The organism is Azospirillum palustre, assembly GCF_002573965.1.
Classification (GTDB): Bacteria; Pseudomonadota; Alphaproteobacteria; order Azospirillales; family Azospirillaceae; genus Azospirillum; species Azospirillum palustre.
On the sequence record NZ_PDKW01000042.1, the window covers coordinates 1,012,329 to 1,034,965 of the forward strand.

21 protein-coding genes and 1 pseudogene are annotated in these 22,637 nt (G+C 66.9%); 21 read left to right on the forward strand and 1 reads right to left on the reverse strand.

The genetic code is table 11. The features are described 5' to 3' along the window. Window positions 1-6: 6 nt before the first annotated feature. The 19 genes from CRT60_RS22045 to cybH all read left to right on the forward strand — a co-directional run bounded on the left by CRT60_RS22045 (window position 7) and on the right by cybH (window position 18,441). A complete protein-coding gene (locus tag CRT60_RS22045; RefSeq protein ID WP_161958106.1) occupies window positions 7-1,104 on the forward strand; it encodes a recombinase RecT in 1,098 nt (365 codons plus the stop codon). A 26-nt stretch (window positions 1,105-1,130) separates the two neighbouring features. After that, entirely contained in the window at window positions 1,131-2,852 is a 1,722-nt protein-coding gene (locus tag CRT60_RS22050; protein WP_098738645.1) for an ATP-binding protein, read from the forward strand. Next, window positions 2,852-3,040, forward strand: a complete 189-nt coding sequence (locus CRT60_RS22055; protein WP_098738646.1) for a hypothetical protein — start codon at window positions 2,852-2,854, stop codon at window positions 3,038-3,040. The genes CRT60_RS22050 and CRT60_RS22055 overlap by 1 nt, the downstream gene beginning before the upstream one ends. Then, window positions 3,040-4,791 (forward strand): DNA cytosine methyltransferase, encoded by a 1,752-nt coding sequence (locus CRT60_RS22060; protein ID WP_098738647.1) that lies wholly within the window; start codon window positions 3,040-3,042, stop codon window positions 4,789-4,791. The genes CRT60_RS22055 and CRT60_RS22060 overlap by 1 nt, the downstream gene beginning before the upstream one ends. A 3-nt stretch (window positions 4,792-4,794) precedes the next feature. Beyond that, window positions 4,795-5,202, forward strand: coding sequence for an ASCH domain-containing protein (locus CRT60_RS22065; protein ID WP_098738648.1), 408 nt, complete (start codon window positions 4,795-4,797; stop codon window positions 5,200-5,202). A gap of 56 nt (window positions 5,203-5,258) precedes the next feature. Next, entirely contained in the window at window positions 5,259-5,525 is a 267-nt protein-coding gene (locus CRT60_RS22070; protein WP_098738649.1) for an excisionase, read from the forward strand. Then, window positions 5,509-6,621: a phage integrase Arm DNA-binding domain-containing protein gene (locus tag CRT60_RS22075; protein WP_098738650.1), complete on the forward strand. Its 1,113-nt coding sequence runs from the start codon at window positions 5,509-5,511 to the stop codon at window positions 6,619-6,621. Before CRT60_RS22070 ends, CRT60_RS22075 begins: the two co-directional genes overlap by 17 nt. A gap of 770 nt (window positions 6,622-7,391) precedes the next feature. Next, window positions 7,392-8,687, forward strand: a complete 1,296-nt coding sequence (locus tag CRT60_RS22080) for a hypothetical protein (RefSeq protein WP_244592692.1) — start codon at window positions 7,392-7,394, stop codon at window positions 8,685-8,687. A 212-nt stretch (window positions 8,688-8,899) separates the two neighbouring features. Then, window positions 8,900-9,550: a HyaD/HybD family hydrogenase maturation endopeptidase gene (locus CRT60_RS22085; RefSeq protein WP_098738651.1), complete on the forward strand. Its 651-nt coding sequence runs from the start codon at window positions 8,900-8,902 to the stop codon at window positions 9,548-9,550. A gap of 18 nt (window positions 9,551-9,568) precedes the next feature. Then, on the forward strand, window positions 9,569-9,880 hold the full coding sequence (locus CRT60_RS22090) for a HypC/HybG/HupF family hydrogenase formation chaperone (RefSeq protein WP_098738652.1): 312 nt from the start codon (window positions 9,569-9,571) through the stop codon (window positions 9,878-9,880). Window positions 9,881-9,884: 4 nt separating this feature from the next. Beyond that, entirely contained in the window at window positions 9,885-10,313 is a 429-nt protein-coding gene (locus CRT60_RS22095; RefSeq protein WP_098738653.1) for a thioredoxin domain-containing protein, read from the forward strand. Continuing rightward, on the forward strand, window positions 10,310-11,179 hold the full coding sequence (locus tag CRT60_RS22100; protein WP_098738654.1) for a hydrogenase expression/formation protein: 870 nt from the start codon (window positions 10,310-10,312) through the stop codon (window positions 11,177-11,179). Before CRT60_RS22095 ends, CRT60_RS22100 begins: the two co-directional genes overlap by 4 nt. Further along, window positions 11,176-12,036: a [NiFe]-hydrogenase assembly chaperone HybE gene (locus CRT60_RS22105; RefSeq protein ID WP_098738655.1), complete on the forward strand. Its 861-nt coding sequence runs from the start codon at window positions 11,176-11,178 to the stop codon at window positions 12,034-12,036. Before CRT60_RS22100 ends, CRT60_RS22105 begins: the two co-directional genes overlap by 4 nt. Then, window positions 12,017-12,370: a hydrogenase maturation nickel metallochaperone HypA gene (gene hypA / locus CRT60_RS22110; RefSeq protein WP_425290415.1), complete on the forward strand. Its 354-nt coding sequence runs from the start codon at window positions 12,017-12,019 to the stop codon at window positions 12,368-12,370. Before CRT60_RS22105 ends, hypA begins: the two co-directional genes overlap by 20 nt. 45 nt (window positions 12,371-12,415) lie before the next feature. Further along, window positions 12,416-13,903 carry a sigma-54-dependent transcriptional regulator gene (locus tag CRT60_RS22115; protein WP_098738657.1) on the forward strand — a complete coding sequence of 496 codons (1,488 nt, stop codon included), beginning with the start codon at window positions 12,416-12,418 and terminating at the stop codon, window positions 13,901-13,903. 85 nt (window positions 13,904-13,988) lie between these two features. Beyond that, on the forward strand, window positions 13,989-14,537 hold the full coding sequence (locus CRT60_RS22120; RefSeq protein ID WP_098738658.1) for a HupE/UreJ family protein: 549 nt from the start codon (window positions 13,989-13,991) through the stop codon (window positions 14,535-14,537). A 193-nt stretch (window positions 14,538-14,730) separates the two neighbouring features. After that, window positions 14,731-15,804 (forward strand): hydrogenase small subunit, encoded by a 1,074-nt coding sequence (locus CRT60_RS22125; RefSeq protein WP_193548455.1) that lies wholly within the window; start codon window positions 14,731-14,733, stop codon window positions 15,802-15,804. A gap of 2 nt (window positions 15,805-15,806) precedes the next feature. Continuing rightward, window positions 15,807-17,621 carry a nickel-dependent hydrogenase large subunit gene (locus tag CRT60_RS22130; protein ID WP_098738659.1) on the forward strand — a complete coding sequence of 605 codons (1,815 nt, stop codon included), beginning with the start codon at window positions 15,807-15,809 and terminating at the stop codon, window positions 17,619-17,621. A gap of 25 nt (window positions 17,622-17,646) precedes the next feature. Next, window positions 17,647-18,441 (forward strand): Ni/Fe-hydrogenase, b-type cytochrome subunit, encoded by a 795-nt coding sequence (cybH, locus tag CRT60_RS22135; RefSeq protein WP_098738660.1) that lies wholly within the window; start codon window positions 17,647-17,649, stop codon window positions 18,439-18,441. A 47-nt stretch (window positions 18,442-18,488) separates the two neighbouring features. Here cybH and hypF read toward each other — a convergent pair whose 3' ends face one another. Further along, on the reverse strand, window positions 18,489-20,729 hold the full coding sequence (hypF, locus tag CRT60_RS22140; RefSeq protein ID WP_098738661.1) for a carbamoyltransferase HypF: 2,241 nt from the start codon (window positions 20,727-20,729) through the stop codon (window positions 18,489-18,491). A 140-nt stretch (window positions 20,730-20,869) separates the two neighbouring features. On the opposite strand from hypF, the gene CRT60_RS22145 reads away from it, so the two are divergent. Then, window positions 20,870-21,103, forward strand: coding sequence for a hypothetical protein (locus CRT60_RS22145; RefSeq protein ID WP_098738662.1), 234 nt, complete (start codon window positions 20,870-20,872; stop codon window positions 21,101-21,103). Window positions 21,104-22,148: 1,045 nt separating this feature from the next. Next, window positions 22,149-22,487: pseudogene (locus CRT60_RS22155) on the forward strand (transposase); the annotation flags it as partial. Between the last annotated feature and the right edge of the window lie 150 nt (window positions 22,488-22,637).

Below are 22,637 nucleotides of genomic sequence, written 5' to 3' on the forward strand. Positions count from 1 at the left end.
CATACCATGGCCGGAACCCCCGCCACCGCGCAACGCCGCCCGCCGCTCGCCCAGCCGACCGGTCAGGAACCGCCCCGCATCCAAGACCTGCTCCAGTCTCCGAAGACGGTCCAGCGCTTCCAACAGCTCGTGCCGCGCCACCTGAACCCGGAACGCATGCTCCGGGTCATGGCGCAGGCGGTATACAAAACCCCGAAGCTGGCCGAATGCGAGCCCATGACGCTGCTCGGCTCGATGATGGCTTGCGCGTCCTTCGGATTGGAGCCGAACACACCGCTGGGACATGCCTACCTGATCCCGTTCGAGAAGAGGAGAATGCAGGCCGGCCAGTGGGTGACCGAACGGGTAGACGTCAACCTCATCATCGGCTATCGCGGCTTCATCGATCTGGCGCGGCGCTCGGGCAATCTCGTTTCGATCCATGCCGACGTTGTCTATGGCGCCTACGGCGACATGCCGGCCGACGAATTCAGCTTCGAATACGGCAGCAACATGCACCTGCGGCACGTCCCCATCGGCGACAACCAGGGCCGTCCGCCCATCTGGGCCTATGCCCATGCCAGCCTGAAGGATGGGCAGGCCTTCGAGGCCCTGCCCTACGCCCGCGTTCTGCGGATTCGCGACAACTCGCAGGGCTTCCAAGCCGCACTCGCGGCCAAGCAAGAAGCGGAGCGCAACCCGAACAAAAGCGGATGGAAGATGCGCTCGTTTGAGTCGTCGCCGTGGGTGGCGCACGAACACGAGATGGCGGCCAAGACCATGATCCGCCGGCTGTCGAAGGCCCTGCCGATGTCGATCGAGTTCGCCAACGCCGTCCAGCTCGACGCCATGAGCGACACCGGCGGTGTGAACTACGCCTCCTTCTCCGATGGTGTCGACATGCGCGTCGCCGACGTCTCGACGGCCGCGATCGACCACCAGCCCGAAGAGCCGATGGAGCCGCTGAACGGCGAGCGCGAAGAGGTCCCGGTCGAGACCGGACACGATCCGGAAACTGGCGAGGTTCGCGAGCCGGCCAGGAAGGAACCCGCGCCCGCTGCGAAGGCCAGCCGCAAGCAGGCGCCGCCTCCGGCTGACGACGACGAGCTGTTCTCCGCCACCTGACCGCCACCCCACCGGAGGATTTCCCTATGCAGATCAGGATCCGTGATTTCCAGGTGGTCGAGCGTGCCGACCTCCTCGCCGGCGGGCTGGTGCTGGTCACCGGCAAGAACGCCCAGGGCAAATCGAGCGTGCTGAAGGCGACCGCCGCCGCCCTGACCGGCCAGCTGCAGTTCGGCTTGGCCAAGAAGGACGCGAAGGCGCTGGTGCGGGCCGGCGCCAGCACCGCCACCGCCGCGGTGCAGGGCACCGACTGGACCGTCGGCGCCGCCTGGCCGAAGTGCGAGGCCAATACCTCCGGCCAGCCGCCGAAGGTGACGCCCATCGCCGCCGGCCTGACCAGCCTGCTCGACCTGTCCGCCAAGGACCGCGCGAAGCTGCTGGCCGAACTGCTGAAGACCTCGCCCGACCGTGCCGACTTCGTTGCCGCCTGTGCGGACGCCTCCATCAGCGAGGCCATCGCCGCGCAGGTCTGGGGCGACATTGAGGGCAAGGGCTGGGACGCCAAGGCGGCCGAGGTCTCCGACAAGGGCGCCCGCCTGAAAGGGCAGTGGGAGCAGGCGACCGGCCAGCGGTTCGGCACCGAGAAGGTGCGGACGTGGCGGCCGGAGGGCTGGACCGACGTTCTCGGCGACGCGTCGCTGGACGACCTGCTGGCCGAGGCGGGCGAGGCGCGCCAGGAGCTGGAGCGCGCCGTCGCCGCGGCGGCCGTCGGGCAGGCGGAACTGGACCGGTTGACCGCCGCCTGCGCCGAGATCGACGAGCTGAAGGAGCGCTCTATCGAGGCGCAGCTGGCGGCGACCAGGGCGACCTCAGCCTATGGCAGCGCCCAGCGGGAGCGCGACGCCCTGCCGCCAGCCGCCCAGGCGAAGGGCCTGACCTGCCCCTGCTGTAACGCCGCCCTCCAGTTGGCCAACAACATGGGCGCCGATCAGCGGCTGGTGCAGGCCGAGCAGATCGGCGACGAAGAGCTGAAGAAGCGTCGCGACGCCATCGCAGCGGCCGACGGCAAGGTGTCCCGGCTGAAGGGCGAGCGGGACACCGCCGAGCGGAACGCGACCGATGCGCAGCGCGCCCACCAGACGGCGCAGCAGGCGGAGCGGCAGCTGGCGGACCTGCGGAAGAAGGCGTCCGGCGGCCAAGCGGGCGACGATGTCGAGGCGCTGCGCACCTGCGTCGCCACCGCGGAGGCGCGCCACCGCGCGCTGAAGGCGAAGGAGGATGCCGAGCGGGTTGCCAACCTGCTGGCGGTGAACCTTGCGATGCAAGCGATCATGGCGCCGGGCGGTCTGCGACAGGCGAAGCTGGTGAAGGTGCTGGACACCTTCAACGGCGGGCCGCTGCGCAGCCTGTGCGAGGCCGCCGGCTGGGGAGACGTCCGGATCGAACCGGACATGGGCATCACCTATGGCGGACGGCCTTACGAACAGCTCGCCGGCCTGGGCCCGCAGCTGTCCTCCGACCAGTTCCGGGTCTACGCCACCTTGCAGGTTGCCCTCGCCCAGGTGCAGGGCTGCGCGCTGGTGATCCTCGACGGCGCCGACGTGCTGGACCAGCGGGGCCGCGGTGGGCTGATCAAGATGCTGCGCGGCACCGGCATGGACGCGCTGATCGGCATGACCTTCAGCGCCCCCGACGTGGTCCCCGATCTGGAGGCGCGCGGCATGGGGCGGGCCTATTGGATCGACGGCGGTATCGCCCGGCCGCTGGGCGAGGTGATGGCCGAGAAGAGCCGGAAGGAGGCTGCGTGATGGCCCGCCGCAGCCGCAGCTACCAGCGCCGGCAGGAGCGGCGCGTCACCCTCCGCATGAAGGCGGCCGGCCTGATCGCACGGACCACCTTCGACGAGCCGGTGCTGGACGAAAGCCCCCGCCTTCCGGCGCTCGACATGGCGCTGCTCCGGATGGATGCCGATGCTTACCGGGCGGAGTGCCGTTGATGGATGGCCTGCTGTTCGACCTCCCGGCGGCCGGCTCCCGTCGCCGCGCCATCCGCGAACCCAGCGATGACGAGATCATCGTCGTCGGCTTCGCCGGGGGTGGCGGCACCTGCGAGGGAATCAAGATGGCGCTCGGCCGCAGCCCGGACGAGGCGCTGAACCATGACGAGGACGCCGTGTCGATGCACATGGCCAACCACCCGGAGACGCGGCACTGGTGCCAGAACATCTGGCAAGCGGAGCCGGCGCTGGTGTCGGCCGGGCGCCCCATTGGGCTGGCATGGTTCAGCCCGGATTGCACCCACTTCAGCAAGGCCAAGGGGGGCGTCCCACGAAAGAAGAACATCCGCGATCTGGCCTGGATCGTGGTGGCCTACGCCAAGCTCCCGCGCCACCTCCGCCCGCGCGTCGTCATGCTGGAGAATGTGGAGGAATTTCAGACCTGGGGTCCGCTGACCGACGAAGGGCACCCCTGCCCCGACCGGCGGGGCCAGACCTTCGCCGCCTGGGTCGCGGAGTTGCGCCGTCTCGGCTATCAGGTGGAGTGGAAGGAAAGCCGGGCCTCGATCTACGGCGCCCCGACGATCCGCAAGCGCCTGTCGGTCATTGCCCGCTGTGACAGCCGCCCCATCGTCTGGCCGGCGCCGACGCATGGAGCGCCGACCGATTCGGAGGTGCTGGCCGGCCGGCTTCTGCCGTTCCGCACCGCGGCGTCCCATGTGATCGACTGGTCCATCCCCTGCCCCTCCATCTTCCTGACGAAGGAGGAAGCCCGCGCGCTCCGGATCAAGCGCCCGCTGGAGGCAAATACCCTCCGCCGCATCTTCGCGGGGCTGAAGCGCTACGTCATCGACCACGCTGACCCGTTCATCATCCCGGTCACCCATGGTGGGGACAGCCGGGCGCACGCCATCCACGACCCGTTGCGTACCGTGACCACGGCCAACGGCGGGGAGTTCGCGCTGGTCGCTCCCCACATCATGAAGTACCGGAACAACAGCGTTGGGCACGGCATCGACGAGCCGCTGCACACCGTGACTTGCAGCCATTCCGACTATCACCCCGGCGGCGCGGCGCCGCTGGCTGTGGTCGCGCCGTTCCTCTCCCGCCAGTTCGGCGCCAGTATCGGCCATGGCGCGGAGGAACCGTGCGGCACCGTCACGGCGGGCGGCGGCGGCAAGAGCGCTCTGGTGATGCCCTGGATGGTCCAGCAGAACACGGGCGTCGTCGGCCATTCGATCGACAGCCCCACCTCCACCATCCTCAACACCGGCTCGCACCAGATGTTGGCCGCCGCCCACCTGACGAAGCTGTACGGCACCTGTCGGGACGGCCTGCACCCCGATCAGCCCATGCCGACGGTCACCGCTGGCGACGGCCATGTGGCCGAAGTCCGGGCTTTCCTGACCAAGTATTACGGCGAGGGCGGGCAGGACCAGGATTGCCGCGACCCGCTGCACACCATCCCGACCAAGGCCCGCTTTGGCCTGATCACCGTCCACGGCGAACCCTTCCAGATCGTAGACATCGGAATGCGGATGCTGACGCCGCGGGAGCTGTTCCGCGCGCAGGGCTTCCCCGACAGCTACGTCATCGACCGCGGGCACGACGGCCGGCGCTTCTCGAAGGCTGCGCAGATCAGGATGTGCGGAAACAGCGTCTCCCCGCCCTGGGCTGCCGCCCACATCGCCGCGAACGTTCCCGAGATGGCGCGCTTCGCCAAACCCCTCCCTGTCCAGGCCGCGGAGTGAACCATGGTCGCCTACAGCTTCAAGAAGCGCTTCGCCCCACCGATCATCGCCGGTCTTCAGCCGGGCCCGCTGGTCGACGGCATGAAGCGCCAGACCATCCGCGCTGACCGGAAGCGCCACGCTCGGCCGGGGGAGGAACTGCAGCTCTACACCGGCATGCGGACGCGGTCCTGCCAGCTGCTGGGCAGAGCGACCTGCACCAGCGCAACGCCGATCCGCCTGCTGTTCGGCCCGTCGCCGGCCGTCGAGATCGGCGGGGAGCTGGCGCTAACCGACGCGGCAGGGCTGGGCCTGTTCGCCCGCTTCGACGGCTTCGCGGATTGGCCGGACCTGTGCGCCTTCTGGGCGGCCGAGCATGCGGCGTTGACCGAATTCAGCGGTGTGATGATCCGGTGGGAGCCGCGCTCATGAGCCGCGCCGTAATGTATCGCAATGGGCTGGTGCAGCCCCGGCTGGTGAGGTGATCCATGGAAAAGATGCTGACCTTGGAGGAGTGGGCCGAGGCGGTGTTCGGCGCCCACCCGCCCCACATCGCGACCCTTCGCCGCTGGGCCCGGGAGAGCCGTATCTTCCCGGCTCCCCAACTCCACGGGCGGTCCTACTATGTCCTGGCGACCGCCCGGTATATCGACCCCACCAAACCCATCGCCCCACAGATCAACCAGGGTTCGCCGCGACGCAGTTCGCTGGCCGACAGAATCATGAAGGAGCGCGGCCTTGGGAAGACGGCGTAGCCGGCAGACCCGGAGCCTGCCTGCGAACCTGTACGAGCGCTCCGGCTATTTCTCCTGGCGCGATCCGCAGACCGGCAAGGAACACGGTCTCGGTCGCGACCGGCGCAGCGCCATGGAACAGGCCATCGAGGCGAACCTCCTGGTGGAGGGACTGCGGAACAAGCGCCGGCTGGTCGACCGGCTCAACACCGGTCCCAACAACAGCGTCAACGCGTTCTGCGACCTCTATGCCGGCATCATCGACAGCCGAAAGGAAGCCGGCCGGATCAAGAAGGCGACCCACGAGCATGTGTCGCAACGGCTCCGGCATTTCCGGACGGCGCTGGGCGAGCGCCGCATGGACACCATCACCACCCGCGACATCGCCGATTACCTCGCCGACTGGGAGGAGCGCGGCAAGCTGCGGATGGCGCAGTCTGTCCGCGCCTTCCTGCTGGACCTGTTCACCGTCGCCAAGTCGAAGGGATGGACGACGATCAACCCTGTCGGCGACACCAAAGTCGCGCCGGCGGAGGTGCAGCGCGCGCGCCTGACCCTGGACGACTTCCGCGCCATCCACGCCGTCGCGTTGAAGGATTATGCCCCCTGGCTGGCCCGGGCGATGGAACTCGCGCTCGTTACCGGCCAGCGTCGCGAAGACCTGATCGCAATGGGGCCGCGCGACGTCCGCGACGGCAAGCTGTGGATCGTGCCGCAGAAGACCGATCGTCATGGCGTCCGCATCTGCATCCCGCTGGAACTGCGGCTGCAAGTTGTCGGCTGGTCGGTGGGCGACGTGATCGCCCGGTGCCGGGACAACGTCCTCTCGCGCCATTTCATCCATCACAATGCCCATGCCGGCCGAGCCAAACTGGGAGACCCGATCCGGCGCCACACCGTGAGCGCCTGGTTTGCCGAAGCTCGCGACAAGAGCGGCCGCAGCTGGCCCGCCGGTAACACGCCGCCCAGCTTCCACGAAATCCGCTCGCTGGCGGCCCGGCTCTATCACGAGCAGGGCGTCAACGCACAGATGCTGCTGGGCCACAAATCGGCCGACATGACGGCCCTGTACCGGGACGTACGAGGCGCCGAGTGGATCGAAGTAAAAGCAAAGTAGATACTTGCGCAGCCGCCTTTTCGAAATCGGTCGCTAAGCATTTGATTTCGTTGTTACGTATTGCGCTGTTTCACGCTGTGGGATCGCCGCCGCAACGTGCCGCTAAGGCCTTGATTTTTCGGCATAAAGCGGGTCCGGCCGCATCTTAAATGGTATGTACAGTTCACTGATTATTTTTATTTGTTGAAATTTAGATATCATGAATTTATGGAAATCAACATCGTAAATTTAATTATGAAATGATGAAGGCGGCGTAGGACATTACACTGACGAACATCAGCAGAGAGACGATCGGGGCCATTTTCAATCTCCATCGGACTGGGTGGTTCATTCCTTTCCAAAGGATCTACGCCTCGTCCGCGTTGGGATAAATGCCCCGTTCCCGGATTCATCGTTCGGGGTTTTCGAACAATGGATGGCGTTTGCCGCCCCCCCTTGTTGACGGCGGGCCAATGCCCCGTCGTCCGCTACGCCTCCTGTTCGCCGAAGCCCGCGAAATCATGGAAAAGAAAGAATCCTGTGTCCCAAAGACGGCGTCGCTGGAGAGTACAGGTTTTCACCTATGCCGACCGCCTCAAATTTTTAGAGGATTTCCTTCAGCATATGTTGAAACGCTAAATCGGATAACGAATAAAGCGGACTTTGATAAGAAATAAAATCGCCTCTTTACGCCATTTTTACTATAAATCCAAAGATTTTAAGAGTTAGATTTAAAAATTACTATCGATCAAAGGCCCCGCTCCCGTGATTCGACAAAAGGGGATGCTGCCATGACTGACCAGACATTCGCCGATCCGGCCTCATCGGTTGAAGAGGCGCCCGCAATCCCGGAACAGACGAAGGCGCGCCTGCGGCACATTCTGGCTGGAGGACAACGTCATTCGGCCGGTGCCGTCCAACTGATCGGACTGGGCACCCTGCGCGACCGGTTGGGCAAGCGCTGGGACATCGTCAAGGAGCGCATCTACGAACAGACCGAACGGCTGTTCGACCGCCATCTGCCCCCCTCCGATGTCTGGCTGCGGGCCGACGACGCGAATTATCTGGTGGTTTTTGCGACGCTCGACCGGCAGGCCGCCGAACTGATCTGCGGCAGGATCGTGTCGGAACTGCATCGGATGATGCTGGGAAACAGTGATACGAGCCAGATAACCGTGCGCAGCATCGTGACCGAACTCGACGGCAACATCGCCGTCGAAGCGATGCAGCTCGATCAACTGATTGCGAGAGCCGCCCAGCAGGGTGCCGCTTCTTCGCAAAGCGAAACGGCCGATGCCGGCGATGCCTGGACGGCTCCAGCAGCCGATGCGCACGAGGGCGGCAGTTTCCACCCGACCATCTGCTACCGCCCGGTCTTCGACACATCCCACAAGGTGCTGTCCACCTATGTGTGCCACGCCGATGAGGAAACGAAACGTATCCTGAATACCCTGTCGACCGACGATGCGCGAAGCGAGGATTACAGATTCAGAATCGACATGGAACTCCTGAGCCAGTCGATAGAAATCCATGAGGAGCTGTACAAAAACAGCTTCCGCTATATCCAGAATCTTACCGTGAGCCTATCGACCCTCTCGATTGGCAGGCATCGGCGGCAATATCTCGCCCGCTGCCATTCGATCCCGTCGCATCTCATACCCTTCATCGTGTTCGTCATAGAGGGGGTTCCCACCGGTGTCCCCTATAGCCGAATCTCCGAAATCACGACGACCCTGAAGCCATACTCACGCGCCGTCCTTGTCCTGCTCGACGACGGAGCGCCAAATCTCGCGGCCTTCGCCCAGGCGGGCGTCCGCGGCATGGGCATAACGGTTCATGCCGGCGAACCGGATGCACGGGCAACCAATCGCCTTCACAGCTTTGGGACCCATGTGCAGCGCCATGGCATGATCTTTTTCGTCGACGGCATCAGGTCGGCGGCCATGCTGCGGATCGCCGAGGACGCCGGGGCGTCCTATGTGGCGGGACCACTGATCGGCCAGGACACCGACGTGCCCGGCCATATGAAACGCATGACCGAACGGGAACTGATCCAGAAATCCGCCAAAACCGCCCGTCACCGCTGACCGGCAAGCTTCCAGCCATACTGGCAAGTTGGTTGCCAGTTTCCACGCATGCTGTAATGTTGATGTCCACAATCGCTGCTATGTCGAGCGATGGGCGTCGAAATACGCAATCCAATCAATGGCCTGACCCAGCCGTCGATCCTGGCATGGAACTTGTACGAACGATGGTTCGGCGGCGGACGCCGCATCATTGGACGGATGCCGGGGCACAAATGGAGTTGGCTGGAAACGAGGGCGGTCGCGGAACGCCGCGAATCCTGGTGTTGGGCATCGGCAACATCCTGTGGGCCGACGAGGGATTCGGTGTCCGCACGGTGGAGCGTCTGGCCGCCGATTGGCGCTTCCCCGACACCGTCACCGTGATGGATGGCGGCACCCAGGGGCTGTATCTGCTGCCGCATCTGGAATGCGCCGACGCGCTGATCGTGGTCGACGCCATCGACTATGGGCTGCCACCCGGCACCGGCCGAGTCTTCCATGGCGATGACGTGCCCGCGTTCCTCGGCGCCAAGAAGATGAGCCTGCATCAGACCGGCTTTCAGGAGGTGCTGGCGAGCGCCATGCTGCTGGGCCGCTGCCCGCAAAATCTGATCCTGGTCGGCGTTCAGCCGGAATGCCTGGAGGATTACGGCGGCGGCCTGACCGACACCGTCGCCGCCCAGGTCGCCCCGACCGTCGACATCATCCTCACGCTTCTGCGCGACGAGTTCGGCGTGGAGGGCACGCGCCGCGATGCCGCCGCCGACCTCGCCGCCCCGGCCATCGCCCGCAATGCCTATGAAGGCGGACGCCCAAGCGCCGATGAGGCGTGCCGCATCGGCGATCCCCGCATCCTGGCGGCGCTGTCCGCCGGCCAGGCCTGAACCGGGAGCGCCCAGAGCATGTGCATCGGCATTCCCCTGCGCCTCACCGACGTCGACGGCGTGGTCGGCCGGGTCGAGGATGGGTCGGCACTCGACCTGTCGCTGGTTCCGGAGGCCGCCGCCGGCGGCTGGGTGCTCGGCTTCCTCGGCGCGGCGCGCCGTATGCTGGACCCGGACGAGGCCGCCCAGATCCTCGACGCGCTGGCGGCAATGGCCGCTGCGTTGGATGGGGAAACCCTCGACGGCGCCTTCGCCGACCTGACCGGCCGCGAGCCGACCCTTCCCCCCCACCTGGAGGCGGCCCGCGCGGCCGGCCTGACGGAGGCCTGACGCCATGACCGACCTCGCCCCCCCTCCCGCCAAGCCGCGCCTGCCCTTGCCGCCGCTGGTCGATCTGCTGACCGATGTGCACGGCTATCTGCGGCTCGACCATGCCGACGACCGGCCGTGGCTGGACGATCCAGCGAAAAGCTGGGTTGTCTTCCTGCCCGGCCACGGCAAGGGCAATGCTGAGACCGCCGACGTGGCCGTCATCCTGCCGGAGCTGGTCCGCGCGCTGCACCCGCGCCTGTCTCCGGCCGTGGCGGGCGAAGCAGCGGAGCGCGCGATCCTGGCCCTGGCCGGCATGATGAGCCTGCCGTCGCTGGTCTTCCTGCGCGGCGACCGGCTGCTGGGCAGCATCCCGCGCGTGCGCGACTGGGGCGATTATCTGCAACGGATCGGCGAGATTCTGGAAGGCTCCCTGGAAGGCGGTGCGGCATGAGTTCCCTGTTCGGCATGACCCATCCGCCGGTCGGCTTCGGCCCCGGCAGCCAGCCCGACGCCAGCGAGGAAGGGCTGGAATATCTGCCGATGCCGTCCGGCATGCGCGTCTATGAACCGCACCTGCCGGAGGTCGCCGATCCCGCCTGCGCGGCGGCGGCCCGCGAGGTGCTCGTCCGCATCCAGGGGGCGCTCGCCAACTGGTCGCCCGGCGAGGAAATCCGCATTCCGGTCGACGATCTCGACGCTCCCGTCCTGGCCCTGGTCGACGAGGCGCTGGGCGAGGGGGAGGTCGCGGTCAAGGTGGAGCGGGCCGGCGACCGGCTGGAGATTCAGGAGGCATCTCTTGCCGGCGTCTGGCGCGTGCGCGCTTTCGGCGACGGGCCGACGCGCGAAAGCCTGCTGGTCGGCAGCTTCCCGCGGGTGGCGCTGAACCGCGCCTTTACCGCCATGGCGCCGGTTGCAACGGGTTCGGCGCCCGCCGGCCTTATGAATGGCCAACCGATCCTGACCGAGCTTCTGGACCGCAGCGCCGCCTGGCGCCGCGGCGACGGCCCCCATGCGGTGAATTTCAGCCTGCTTCCGCACACGCCGGAAGATCTGGCCTTCGTCGAACAGCATCTGGGTGCCGGCGCCACCACCATCCTGTCGCGCGGGTACGGCAATTGCCGCGTCACTGCCACGGCGACGCCGAATGTCTGGTGGGTGCGCTATTACAATTCGGTCGACACGCTGATCCTCGACACGGTGGAGATCGTCGACGTGCCGGCGGTGGTCTGCGCCGCGGCCGAGGACATCGCCGACAGCGCCGAACGGCTGGCCGAGATCCTCGATGCGCTGGCGACCGACCTGGAGCGGGTGCGATGAGCGCCGCCGCGTCCCGCTTCGAGGGCTCCTATCTCGGCGACGCCAGCCGCATCGGCGCGGCGACGCGGATGGAATGCAAGATCTGCTGGCATGTCTATGACCCGGCGGCGGGGTGCGAGCAGTGGCAGGTGCCCCCCGGCACCCCCTTTGCCGCCCTGCCCGACCATTGGCGCTGCCCGGTCTGCGACGGCGCCCGCGACCAGTTCATGGCGCTGGACGGCGAGCCGGCGGCCATGGAAACCGTCGCCCTGCCGGCTGCCGTTGCGCCGGTGACCGGCCCGGCCCTGCCAACCGAGGCCATCGCGCGGCTGGAAGCGGTCTTCCGCGAGATCCACACCGCGCAGATGCGCGGCATGCCCATCGTCAACGATGCGCTGGCGGTGAAGGCCGTCGGCTTCCGCCGCCATGGCGAGCGTTGGCTCGGTGCCCTGGTGACCCCCTGGTTCCTCAACCTCGTCCTGCTGCCGGGCGAGGGCGACGACTGGTCGGGGCTGGTGCCGGGGGCGAAGGAACTGATCGAGTTTCCGTCCGGCTGGTATGAGTTCGTCCATGCCAACCGCAAGGGCGTCGGTGCCTACAAGGCCTGTTCGCTCTTCTCGCCGATGTTCGAGTTCGCCTCGATGCTCCAGGCGACGGAAACGGCCTCGGCGGCTCTGGTCTCCCTCTTCGATCCCTCCATCCGCGAAGACGGCGCCCAGACCGCCGAGATCCGCCGCCGGCGCGAGGCTGAACTGGCGCCGCCCCCGGACACCGCACCGGCCCCGGCCGAGCCGGTGCACCCATCGCGCCGGGCGCTGTTGGGGATGGGGGCGGGTCAAGCCGCCGGCCAAACGGCGGATGAATCTGCCGATGCATGAGATGGCGCTCTGCGAAAGCCTGCTTCAGGCGATGGAGGAGGCCGGTCGGACGAATGGATTCAACCGCGTGACCAAGGTCCGGCTGGAGATCGGCCGCTTCGCCGGGGTGGAGGTGGAGGCGCTGCGCTTCGGCTTCGACGTGGTGACGCGGGGATCGCTGGCCGACGGGGCGGAACTGGTGGTGCTGGAGGTGCCGGGCCGCGGCTGGTGTTTCGACTGCAACGACACGGTGGATCTGGACGACCGGCTGTCGTCCTGCCCACACTGCGGCGGCAGCCGGCTGCATCCCAACGGCGGCACCGAAATGACGATCAAGGATCTCGAGGTTGAGTGAGGCGAGGTCGAAAGAGGCAGGCCCGATGAGGAAGGACACCGCGCGATGACCGATCCCGCCCGCCCCGGCATCCTGGTGGTGGATGACGAGCCGCGCTCCGTCGAGGTCATCGCCCGCCTGCTGGACGAGGAGTTCGAGGTCTTCACCGCCCTGTCGGCGGCGGAGGGCCTGCGCCTGCTGGAATCCGAATGGATCCAGGTCGTCTTCTCCGACCAGCGGATGCCGGAGGTCAGCGGCGTGGAGTTCCTGACCCAGGTCCGCGAGCGCTGGCCCGACGTGGTGCGCATCGTCATCACCGGCTACATCGACCCCGAGGACATCATCGGCGCCATCAATACCGCCGGCATCCACCAGTTCATCACCAAGCCCTGGCACCCCGACCATCTCCTGCTGACCGCCCGAAATGCCGCGAGGCTCTACCAGCTTCAGCACGAGCACGACCGCCTGACCAGCGAGCTGAAGCTGCTGCCGCCGCTGGCCGAGACGCGGGTGGCGACCAGGCGCGAGCGGGTCCGGCAGTCCTACCGCTTCGACGGGCTGATCCGTGCCAAGGGCAGCCCGGTCGACGAGGTCTGCCGGCAGGCCGAACGGGTTTCGGGCTTCAACGTCCCGGTTCTGGTGCTGGGGGAGACGGGTACCGGCAAGGAGTTGCTGGCCCGCGCTATCCATTACGGCAGCCCGCGTTCCGACCAGCCCTTCTACTGCGAGAATTGCGGCGCCATCCCGGACGAGTTGCTGGAAAGCGAACTATTCGGCCACAAGAAGGGCGCCTTCACCGGCGCCCACAGCAACCGCGTCGGCCTGCTGGAGCAGGCGGACGGCGGCACCATCTTCCTCGACGAGATCGGCGACATCAGCCCGGCCTTCCAGGTCCGACTGCTGCGCTTCCTGCAGGAGGGCGAGATCCGGCCGGTCGGATCCAACGAGACGCGGCGGGTCGATGTCCGTGTCGTCGCCGCCACCCACCGCGACCTGACCGCCGAGGTGAAGGCCGGCCGCTTCCGCGAGGATCTCTATTACCGGCTCAGCACGATGACGCTGACCATGCCGCCCCTGCGCGCCCGGCCGGACGACATTCCGGTCCTGGCCCGCCACATCCTGGAGCGGCTGTCGACCGCCCACGGCAAGCCGGTGACCGGCTTCGCCCCCGACACGCTGGCCTGCCTGGAATCCTATGGCTGGCCGGGCAACGTGCGCGAGTTGCAGAACGAGATCATGCGCATGCTGGTGCTGTGCGAGGGCGACACGCTGGGCGCCGACCTGCTGTCCGATCCTGTGCTGCGCGGGGCGGCGCTGAACACCCGCCCGGCCTCGCCGGAGGACGGGCCGCTGCCGCCGCTCGACCTGATCGGCCAGGGCGGACCGCTGAAGTCGCGGATCGAGCGGGTGGAGGCCGGCATCCTGATGGAAACGCTGGTCCGCTGCCGCTGGAACAAGAGCAAGGCCGCCGACGAGCTGGGCCTGTCGCGCATGGGCCTGCGCGCCAAGCTGGAACGCTACGGCATCGAGCGTGGGCCGGCGCAGCGGCACTGAGCATTTCAGTTGCCCTCTCCCGGGACCGGAAAGGGCACATTCCCCGATCACCCAAAACCACAAGAACCCCGAGGAGCCGTTCGATATGTCGAAATTCACCCGCCTCGCCGCCGTCTCCGCGGCCATAGCACTTGCCGCCACCCCGGCGCTGGCCCATCCCGGCCATCTCGCCGGGGCCGGCTTCCTCGACGGTGCCGCGCATCCGCTGGGCGGGCTCGACCATCTGATCGCCATGGTCACGGTCGGCGTCTACGGCGCCACCATCGGCGGCCGTGCCGTTCTGGCGGTGCCGGGGGCCTTCCTGGCCGCCATGCTGGCTGGCGGGCTGTTCGCGCTGGCGGGTGGCGAATTGCCGCTGGTCGAGCCGGCCATCTATGCCTCAACCGTCGTGCTGGCGCTGCTGTGCGTCATGCCGATGTCGCGCAACAGCCTGATCGGCGTGGTCTTCGCCGCCGGCTTCGGCGTGTTCCACGGCTTCGCCCATGGTGCGGAGATGCCGGCCGATGCCGCGGCGCTCGGCTATGCCGCCGGCTTCCTCGCCAGCACCGCCGGGCTGCATGCGGCCGGCGTCGCAATCGGCTGGGCGCTCCACCGCCTGATCGGCCGGCCGGAAGAGGATGGCCGGACGGCCTGACCGCCACCGGCAACGGACTTTCCACCCCAGCCGTCGTTTCGGCCGGGGAGTTGCCAGCGGCGACGGTCCTTACGGCCTTGTGACCGTTGGTTTGCCAAATGTTCGTACTACGGCACGATTGTTGCCTATGCCCGCGGGAGAAGCGCACCGGACCCTCGCACGCCGGTGCTGCCCGACGGGAGAAAACAAACCGATGGCAACGCTGGAAACCTTCTACGAGGTGATGCGGCGGCAGGGGATCACACGCCGTTCGTTCCTGAAATACTGCTCGCTGACCGCCGCGGCCCTGGGGCTGGGGCCGGAACTGGTGCCGCAGATCGTCCACGCCATGGAAACCAAGCCGCGCACGCCGGTGCTGTGGCTGCACGGGCTGGAATGCACCTGCTGTTCCGAATCCTTCATCCGCTCGGCGCACCCGCTGGTGAAGGACGTGGTGCTGTCGATGATCTCGCTGGACTATGACGACACGCTGATGGCGTCGGCCGGCCACCATGCCGAGGCGATCCTCGACGAGGTGATGGAGAAGTACAAAGGCAACTACATCCTCGCGGTGGAGGGCAACCCGCCGCTGAACCAGGACGGCATGTCCTGCATCATCGGCGGCAAGCCCTTCACCGACCAGCTGCGCAAGGTCGCCAAGGACGCCAAGGCGATCATCTCCTGGGGTTCCTGCGCCTCCTTCGGCTGCGTCCAGGCGGCGCGCCCGAACCCGACCCGCGCCACCCCGGTGCATGAGGTCATCACTGACAAGCCGATCATCAAGGTTCCCGGCTGCCCGCCGATCGCCGAGGTGATGACCGGCGTCATCACCTATATGCTGACCTTCGACCGCATCCCGGAGCTGGACCGCCAGGGCCGGCCGAAGATGTTCTACAGCCAGCGCATCCACGACAAATGCTATCGCCGGCCGCATTTCGACGCCGGCCAGTTCGTGGAGACCTTCGACGACGAGGGCGCGCGCAAGGGCTACTGCCTCTACAAGGTCGGCTGCAAGGGCCCGACCACTTACAACGCCTGTTCCACCGTCCGCTGGAACGAGGGCACCAGCTTCCCCATCCAGTCCGGCCACGGCTGCATCGGCTGCTCGGAGGACGGCTTCTGGGACAAGGGGTCCTGGTACGCCCGCCAGTCCGACATCCTCCAGTTCGGGATCGAGGCCAACGCCGACCAGATCGGCACCACCGCCGCCATCGGCGTCGGCAGCATCATCGCCGCCCACGCGGCGGTCAGCGCCCTGAAGCGCGCACAGCACAAGGGAGACGTCTGACCATGGGCATCGTCCAGACCCCGAACGGGTTCTCGCTCGACACTGGCGGCAAGCGCATCGTCGTCGATCCGGTCACCCGCATCGAAGGGCACATGCGCTGCGAGGTGAATGTCGACAGCGACAACATCATCCGCAACGCCGTCTCCACCGGCACCATGTGGCGCGGCCTCGAGGTGATCCTGAAGGGCCGCGACCCGCGCGACGCCTGGGCCTTCGTCGAGCGCATCTGCGGCGTCTGCACCGGCTGCCACGCGCTCACCTCGGTCCGCGCGGTGGAGGATGCGCTCCAGATCCGCATCCCGAAGAATGCCCACCTGATCCGCGAGATCATGGCGAAGACGCTGCAGGTTCATGACCACATCGTCCATTTCTATCACCTGCACGCGCTGGACTGGGTCAACCCGGTCAACGCGCTGAAGGCCGATCCGCAGGCGACCTCGGCGCTCCAGCAGGCGGTGTCGCCGCGCCATGCCAAGTCCAGCCCCGGCTATTTCCGCGACGTGCAGACCCGCCTGAAGAAGTTCGTGGAGAGCGGCCAGCTCGGCATCTTCAAGAACGGCTACTGGGACAACCCGGCCTACAAGCTGTCGCCGGAAGCCGACCTGATGGCGGTGACCCATTATCTGGAGGCGCTCGACCTCCAGAAGGACATCGTCAAGATCCACACCATCCTGGGCGGCAAGAACCCGCATCCAAACTACATGGTCGGCGGCGTTCCCTGCGCCATCAACATGGACGGCACCGGGTCGTCGGGCGCGCCGCTGAACATGGAGCGGCTGAACTTCATCCGCGCCCGCATCCAGGAAGCGACGGCCTTTGTCGAGAACGTCTATCTGCCGGACGTGCTGGCCATCGCCAGCTTCTACAAGGACTGGCTCTATGGCGGCGGCCTGTCGGCCACCAACGTCATGGACTATGGCGATTACGAGAAGGTGCCGTACGATCATTCGACCTGCCAGCTGCCGGGCGGCGTCATCCTGAACGGCAACTGGAACGAGGTCCATCCCATCGACCCGCGCGACCCGGCACAGGTGCAGGAGTTCGTCGCCCACAGCTGGTACCATTACGAGGACGAGAGCAAGGGCCTGCACCCGTGGGACGGCGTGACCGAGGCCAAGTTCGAGCTGGGCGCCAACACCAAGGGCACGCGGACCGACATCAAGGAGCTGGACGAGGCCGCCAAGTACTCCTGGATCAAGGCCCCGCGCTGGCGCGGCCATGCGGTGGAGGTCGGCCCCCTGCCCCGCTACATCCTGGCCTATGCCCAGGGCGTCGGTTACGTGAAGGACCAGATCACCGAATCGCTGGGCGCCTTCAACACGCTGGCCGGCACCAGCTTCACGCCGCAGCAGGCGCTGCCGACCACCATCGGCCGCACGCTGGCCCGCGCGCTCGAATGCCAGTACTGCTGCACCATGATGATGGACGACTGGAACGCCCTGATCGCCAACATCAAGGCCGGCGACACCGCGACCGCCAATGTCGAGAAGTGGGACCCGAAGACCTGGCCGAAGGAGGCCAAGGGCGTCGGCACCGTCGCAGCACCGCGCGGCGGGCTCGGCCACTGGATCAAGATCAAGGACGGCAAGATCGACAATTACCAGTGCGTCGTGCCGACGACCTGGAACGGCAGCCCGCGCGATCCCAAGGGCAACATCGGCGCCTTCGAGGCCTCGCTGCTGAACACGCCGATGGCCCGCCCGGACGAGCCGGTGGAGATCCTGCGCACCCTGCACAGCTTCGACCCGTGCCTTGCCTGCTCCACCCACGTCATGGCGCCCGACGGCGCCGAACTGGCCCGCGTCACCGTGCGCTGACCGGCAACCGAGGAGGATTTAAGTCATGGCTCCTCTCGACGATGCGAAGCCGGTCGCGACACCGGAGGAGGAAGGGACGGCCGCTCCGGCGGCCGGCCGCTTCCTGAAGGCGATCTATGTGTACGAGGTGCCGGTGCGGATCTGGCACTGGGTCAATGCGCTGGCGATCATGGTTCTGTCGGTCACCGGCTACCTGATCGCCAATCCGCTGCCGACCATGCCGGGCGAGGCCAGCGCCAATTTCCTGATGGGCTACATCCGCTTCGTCCATTTCGCGGCGGCCTACATCTTCGCCATCGGCTTCATCGGCCGGCTCTATTGGGCCTTGGTCGGCAACCACCATGCCAAACAGCTGTTCCGCTTTCCCTTCTGGGACCGCCACTGGTGGGGGGAGCTGTTCCTGGAAGCCCGCTGGTATCTGTTCCTGGAACGCAAGCCGAAGCTGTATGTCGGCCACAACCCGCTGGCGCAATTCTCGATGTTCTGGGCTATCGCGGTCGGCAGCGTCTTCATGATCGTCACCGGCTTCGCGCTCTACAGTGAGGGGGCGGGCCAGGGCAGTTGGCAGGACACGCTGTTCGGCTGGGTCATCCCGCTGTTCGGCCAGAGCATGGACGTCCACACTTGGCACCATCTCGGCATGTGGGCGATCCTGTTGTTCGTGATCGTCCACATCTATGCCGCTGTGCGCGAGGACATCATGTCCCGCCAATCGATCATCTCCACCATGATCAGCGGCGTGCGCACCTTCAAGGACGCCGAGGCCCCGGCGGACGAGGGGCATGAGCGTCCGGTGAAGAAGGCCGCGCGCGTGGGGTGAGCCTGTCCCCGCTGGCCGCAGCACCGGTTGAAGGTGCCGCTGTTCGGCTACAGAGCGAAGGATGCCGTCCATGCCTGACCGAGGCTGAGCCCGCCGTCGTTGGCGGGGGCCAGCCTCGGCAGCAGCGCCTCCACCCCGGCGGCACGGAAACCGGCCATCAGTTCCTCCGCCAGCACCGCGTTCATCAGACAGCCGCCGGACAGCACCACCCGACCCATGCCATGGGCACGCAGCACCGGCAGCGTCCAGTCCACCAGAGCCGCCGCCAGCGTGCCGTGGAACAGCTCCGCCCCCTCCACCGCATCAGCGACGGTCAGCAGCCGTTCCAACAGAGGGGTGAGGTCCAGTTCGCCCCCGTCGATCCGCCACGCGCCGTCCGCCACGCGGGTCTGGCGCACGAGGGATTCCAGCGCCATCGGCGCCTCTCCCTCGAACCCGGCCACCGCGCGGACTCCCAGCAGGCCACAGGCGGCATCGAACCAGCGCCCGCAGGAACTGGTGAGCGGCGCATTGATGCCGCGCTCGATCATCCGCCGGACACCCTCGGCCGGTCCGTGTGCGGCAAAGCGGGAGGCGATCTCATCGGCACGTCCCATCCGGGCGAGGGCCGCGGCGGCCATGCGCCAGGGCTGGCGGGCCGCCACGTCGCCACCGGGCTGGGCGAGCAGCGCAAGGCTGCCCAGACGCTCGGACCGCATCCCATCGACCAGCAGCATCTCGCCGCCCCAGGACCCGCCATCCTCCCCCAGGCCGAACCCGTCCAACGCCAGCCCGACCGCCGGTCCCTCGACCCGGTGTTCGGCCATCACGGCGGCGACATGGGCATGGTGATGCTGGACCGGCACCGTCGGCAGGCCGCTCATTTCGGCGAAACGGGTGGAGTGGAAATCGGGATGCCGGTCATGGGCGACCGCAACCGGCTCGACCCCCAGGATGTGCAGCAGATGGGCGACGGTCTCCTCCAGAAAGCCCAGCGTCGCGGCGTTGTCGAGGTCGCCGATGTGCTGGGACAGGAAAGCCTCGTCGCCGCGGGTGACGCAGACCGTCGTTTTCAGATGGCCGCCCACCGCCAGGACCGGCGGCACCGGCCGGGCCAGCTGGATCGGCTCCGGCACATGGCCGCGGCCGCGGCGCAGGAAGGCGGGGGCGCCGGCCAGCTTGCGCACGACGCTGTCGTCGGCACGGATGACGATGTCGCGGTCATGGTCGACGATCAGGTCGGCGATGCCGGCCAGCCTCTCCCGCGCCTCCGCGTTGCCGATGGCCAATGGTTCGCCGCCGGGATTGGCGGAGGTCATCACCAGCGTCAAATCCTGCGGCAGGTCCAGCCAGCCGGTGCCGTCCGGCCGCCCGGCCGCCTCGTGGAACAGCAGGTAATGCAGCGGGGTATAGGGCAGCATGACACCCAGCCAAGCCAGACCGGGAGCGATCCCAGGTGCCAGTTCGGGCGCATCGTCCCGACGCCGCAGCAGGACGATGGGACGCGCCACCCCCTCCAGCAACGCACGCTCGCCGGCATCAATCCGGACATGCCGGATGGCGGATTCGGTGTTGGCGACCATCAGAGCGAATGGCTTGCCGTTGCGCTGCTTGACCCGCCGCAACCGCTCCACCGCATCCGCCCGCGTGGCGTCACAGGCAAGATGGAAACCGCCCAGCCCCTTGATGGCAACGATCCTGCCGGCGCGGAGTGCGGCGACGATGTCTTCCGGCGGATGCGACAGGCGGGGGCCGCAGGCCGGACAGGCCGTCGGCTGGGCGTGGAAGCGGCGGTTCGCCGGGTCCTCGTACTCGGCCAGACAATCCGGGCAAAGCGGGAATCCGGCCATTGCCGTCTGCGGCCGGTCATAGGGAAGTTGCCGCGTGATGGTGTAGCGCGGGCCGCAATGGGTGCAGTTCAGGAAGGCGTAGCGATGGCGGCGGTCAGCCGGGTCGAACAATTCGGCCAGGCATGCCGGGCAGACCGCGGCGTCGGGTCCGATGCCGGTCGCGACGGCGCCTGCGGACAGGCTGTGGCGGATTGCGAAGGAGATCTCGCCGGACACAGGCGGAACAGCGTCGCACTCGACGGCATCGATCCGGGCCAGCGGCGGCGCGTCAACCGACAGGGCTGCCCGGAATGCGGCAACGCCGCTGCCCTGCACCTCGATCAGCACACCCTGCGGGTCGTTCAGCACCCAGCCGGTCAGGCCGAAACGCCCGGCGAGCGCATGGACATGCGGGCGGAATCCCACCCCCTGCACCCGCCCGCGCACACGGATCCTCAGCCGTTCGTCTTCATGTGACATGAGAGCCTGTCGAATGATCGTCGGCCGCGCCGACCCCCGACATCCTAACCATCTCCCCAAAAGGAAGAAGGGATTTCGCAACCATCCGGCACGGCGTCGGTTGACAGGGGGACATGCGGAACCGGAACGGAGATGCCGCCATGAGCGCAAGCAAGCATGAGAAGACCGACAAGCCGACCGATGCCGACCTGAAGAATAACCCGCAGATCGGCGGGTCGAAGGGCGCCCGCGCCGCCGGCATGACGCCGGACGACCTGGATCTGGCCCAGGGCGAGAGCACCTTCGAGGGCGACGTGGAAAACCAGACCAACGACAAGGGCGGCGTCGACAAGCCCTTCCGCGACGGCCCGCCGCTGCGGCCCCGTCAGGCCTGACGGACAGGGTCATCCAATGATCGAGGCGGCGCTCCACCGGGGCGCCGCCTTTTTCGTAGGCGTGCCGGACAGCCATGCGAGGCGCTGCACGGCATGGGGTTGCCAAGCCCTGCGACATTCTGTTACGCCTACTTCCATGCTGCATCGCGTCACGCCGCCCTGACGGCCTGCCCTCCGCATTGACCTGAAGCCCGACCGCCCGATCAACCGGACGGCCGCCGCTTCGCAGCGCCCCCAATTTCCGACTTTCGTTCCCGATCATCGTCGACGGCGGCAAGGATTGGGCAGATGACAGTAAATCACCGCTTATTCCGCATGGGTCGTATCACTTGCATAGCGCAGCCTGTCCCGATAATACTTCGGGCGCGTGATTTCAGTCCAGGCCATCAGCAGCTGGCGGTTTTGTATCGTAACTCAACCCAAGCACGGCAAACGTGAAATCACGTAACTTTATTTCCGATCAGACTCTCAGGCCGTTGCGGAGGATACAGTCCCTACCTGCGGTATAAGTTCTATTTTTGTTCTCGCATCCCGGACAATCTGATCACTTTCGTGTAGTGCCCCCCCCATCAGCGCCAAGTGCTCAGCGTCCTCACGGAAGATGTGTCCCAGCATCCACGGCCCCGCCGACCACCAGCCCTCCACTGCGTTGCCGTCATACGGGTTCGCCGGGGCGCGCCGCAGCGTCAGGAGTTCCCACGCACCGGGCAGCGTGCCCATTTCTCCAACCGGCCAAGGTCGTGGTCCGTGCCGCCAGCCAAGTGAAGGTGGAGCAAGTCGCCCACCGGCCGTTTGGCATGTTGGGCAGCCGCGGCTACGACAAGCGCAAACAATTCGTGCGCCGTCAGCGCCGCCCGCCTCGGAGAGCGCGCCGACCCACGCTGCGGTGCGGCGGCGGGCATGCCCCCGTCGCTTTCGCTTTCCATTATTCTAGCGTCGGTTTATATAACCTAGGTTGGGAATGGAAATGACCCTCATTTCGAAATGCCGAATTCGTCCATTCGCGTGGCTGAGGCCCCGGCGACCTGAAATAGCTAGATTGTCCCTGGAAGCGCTGGTCGATGCCGTGCCGGCGATCCGCCAATGCGTGGGCCGGCCACGACGTCGCCCGGCCAAACTGCACGCTGACAAGGGCTATGATTTCGCCCACTGCCGGCGGGCGCTGCGTCGGCGAGCGATCATCCCGCGCATCGCCCGGCGAGGCATCGAGAGCAGCGATCGCCTCAGCCGACACCGATGGGTGGTGGAGCGGACGCTCGCTTGGTTCGCGCGCTTCCGTGGCATCGCCGTCCGGTACGAACGGCGCGCCGACACCTTCACCGCATTCCACCAAATAGCCGCTAGCCTCATCTGCTGGCGTTTCGTCCAAAGATGGTTCTGTTAGGCGCTCTAAACCCAAGTACGACAAACCGAAATCACGTAACTTTATTTCCGGTTAGCCTCTGAGTGGACGCGACGGAACCGCGAGCGGTGCCGGGGGTTGGACAGGATGGAGCAGCCGGTGCACCCCACCGGCGGCCTGATGCCCAGATTC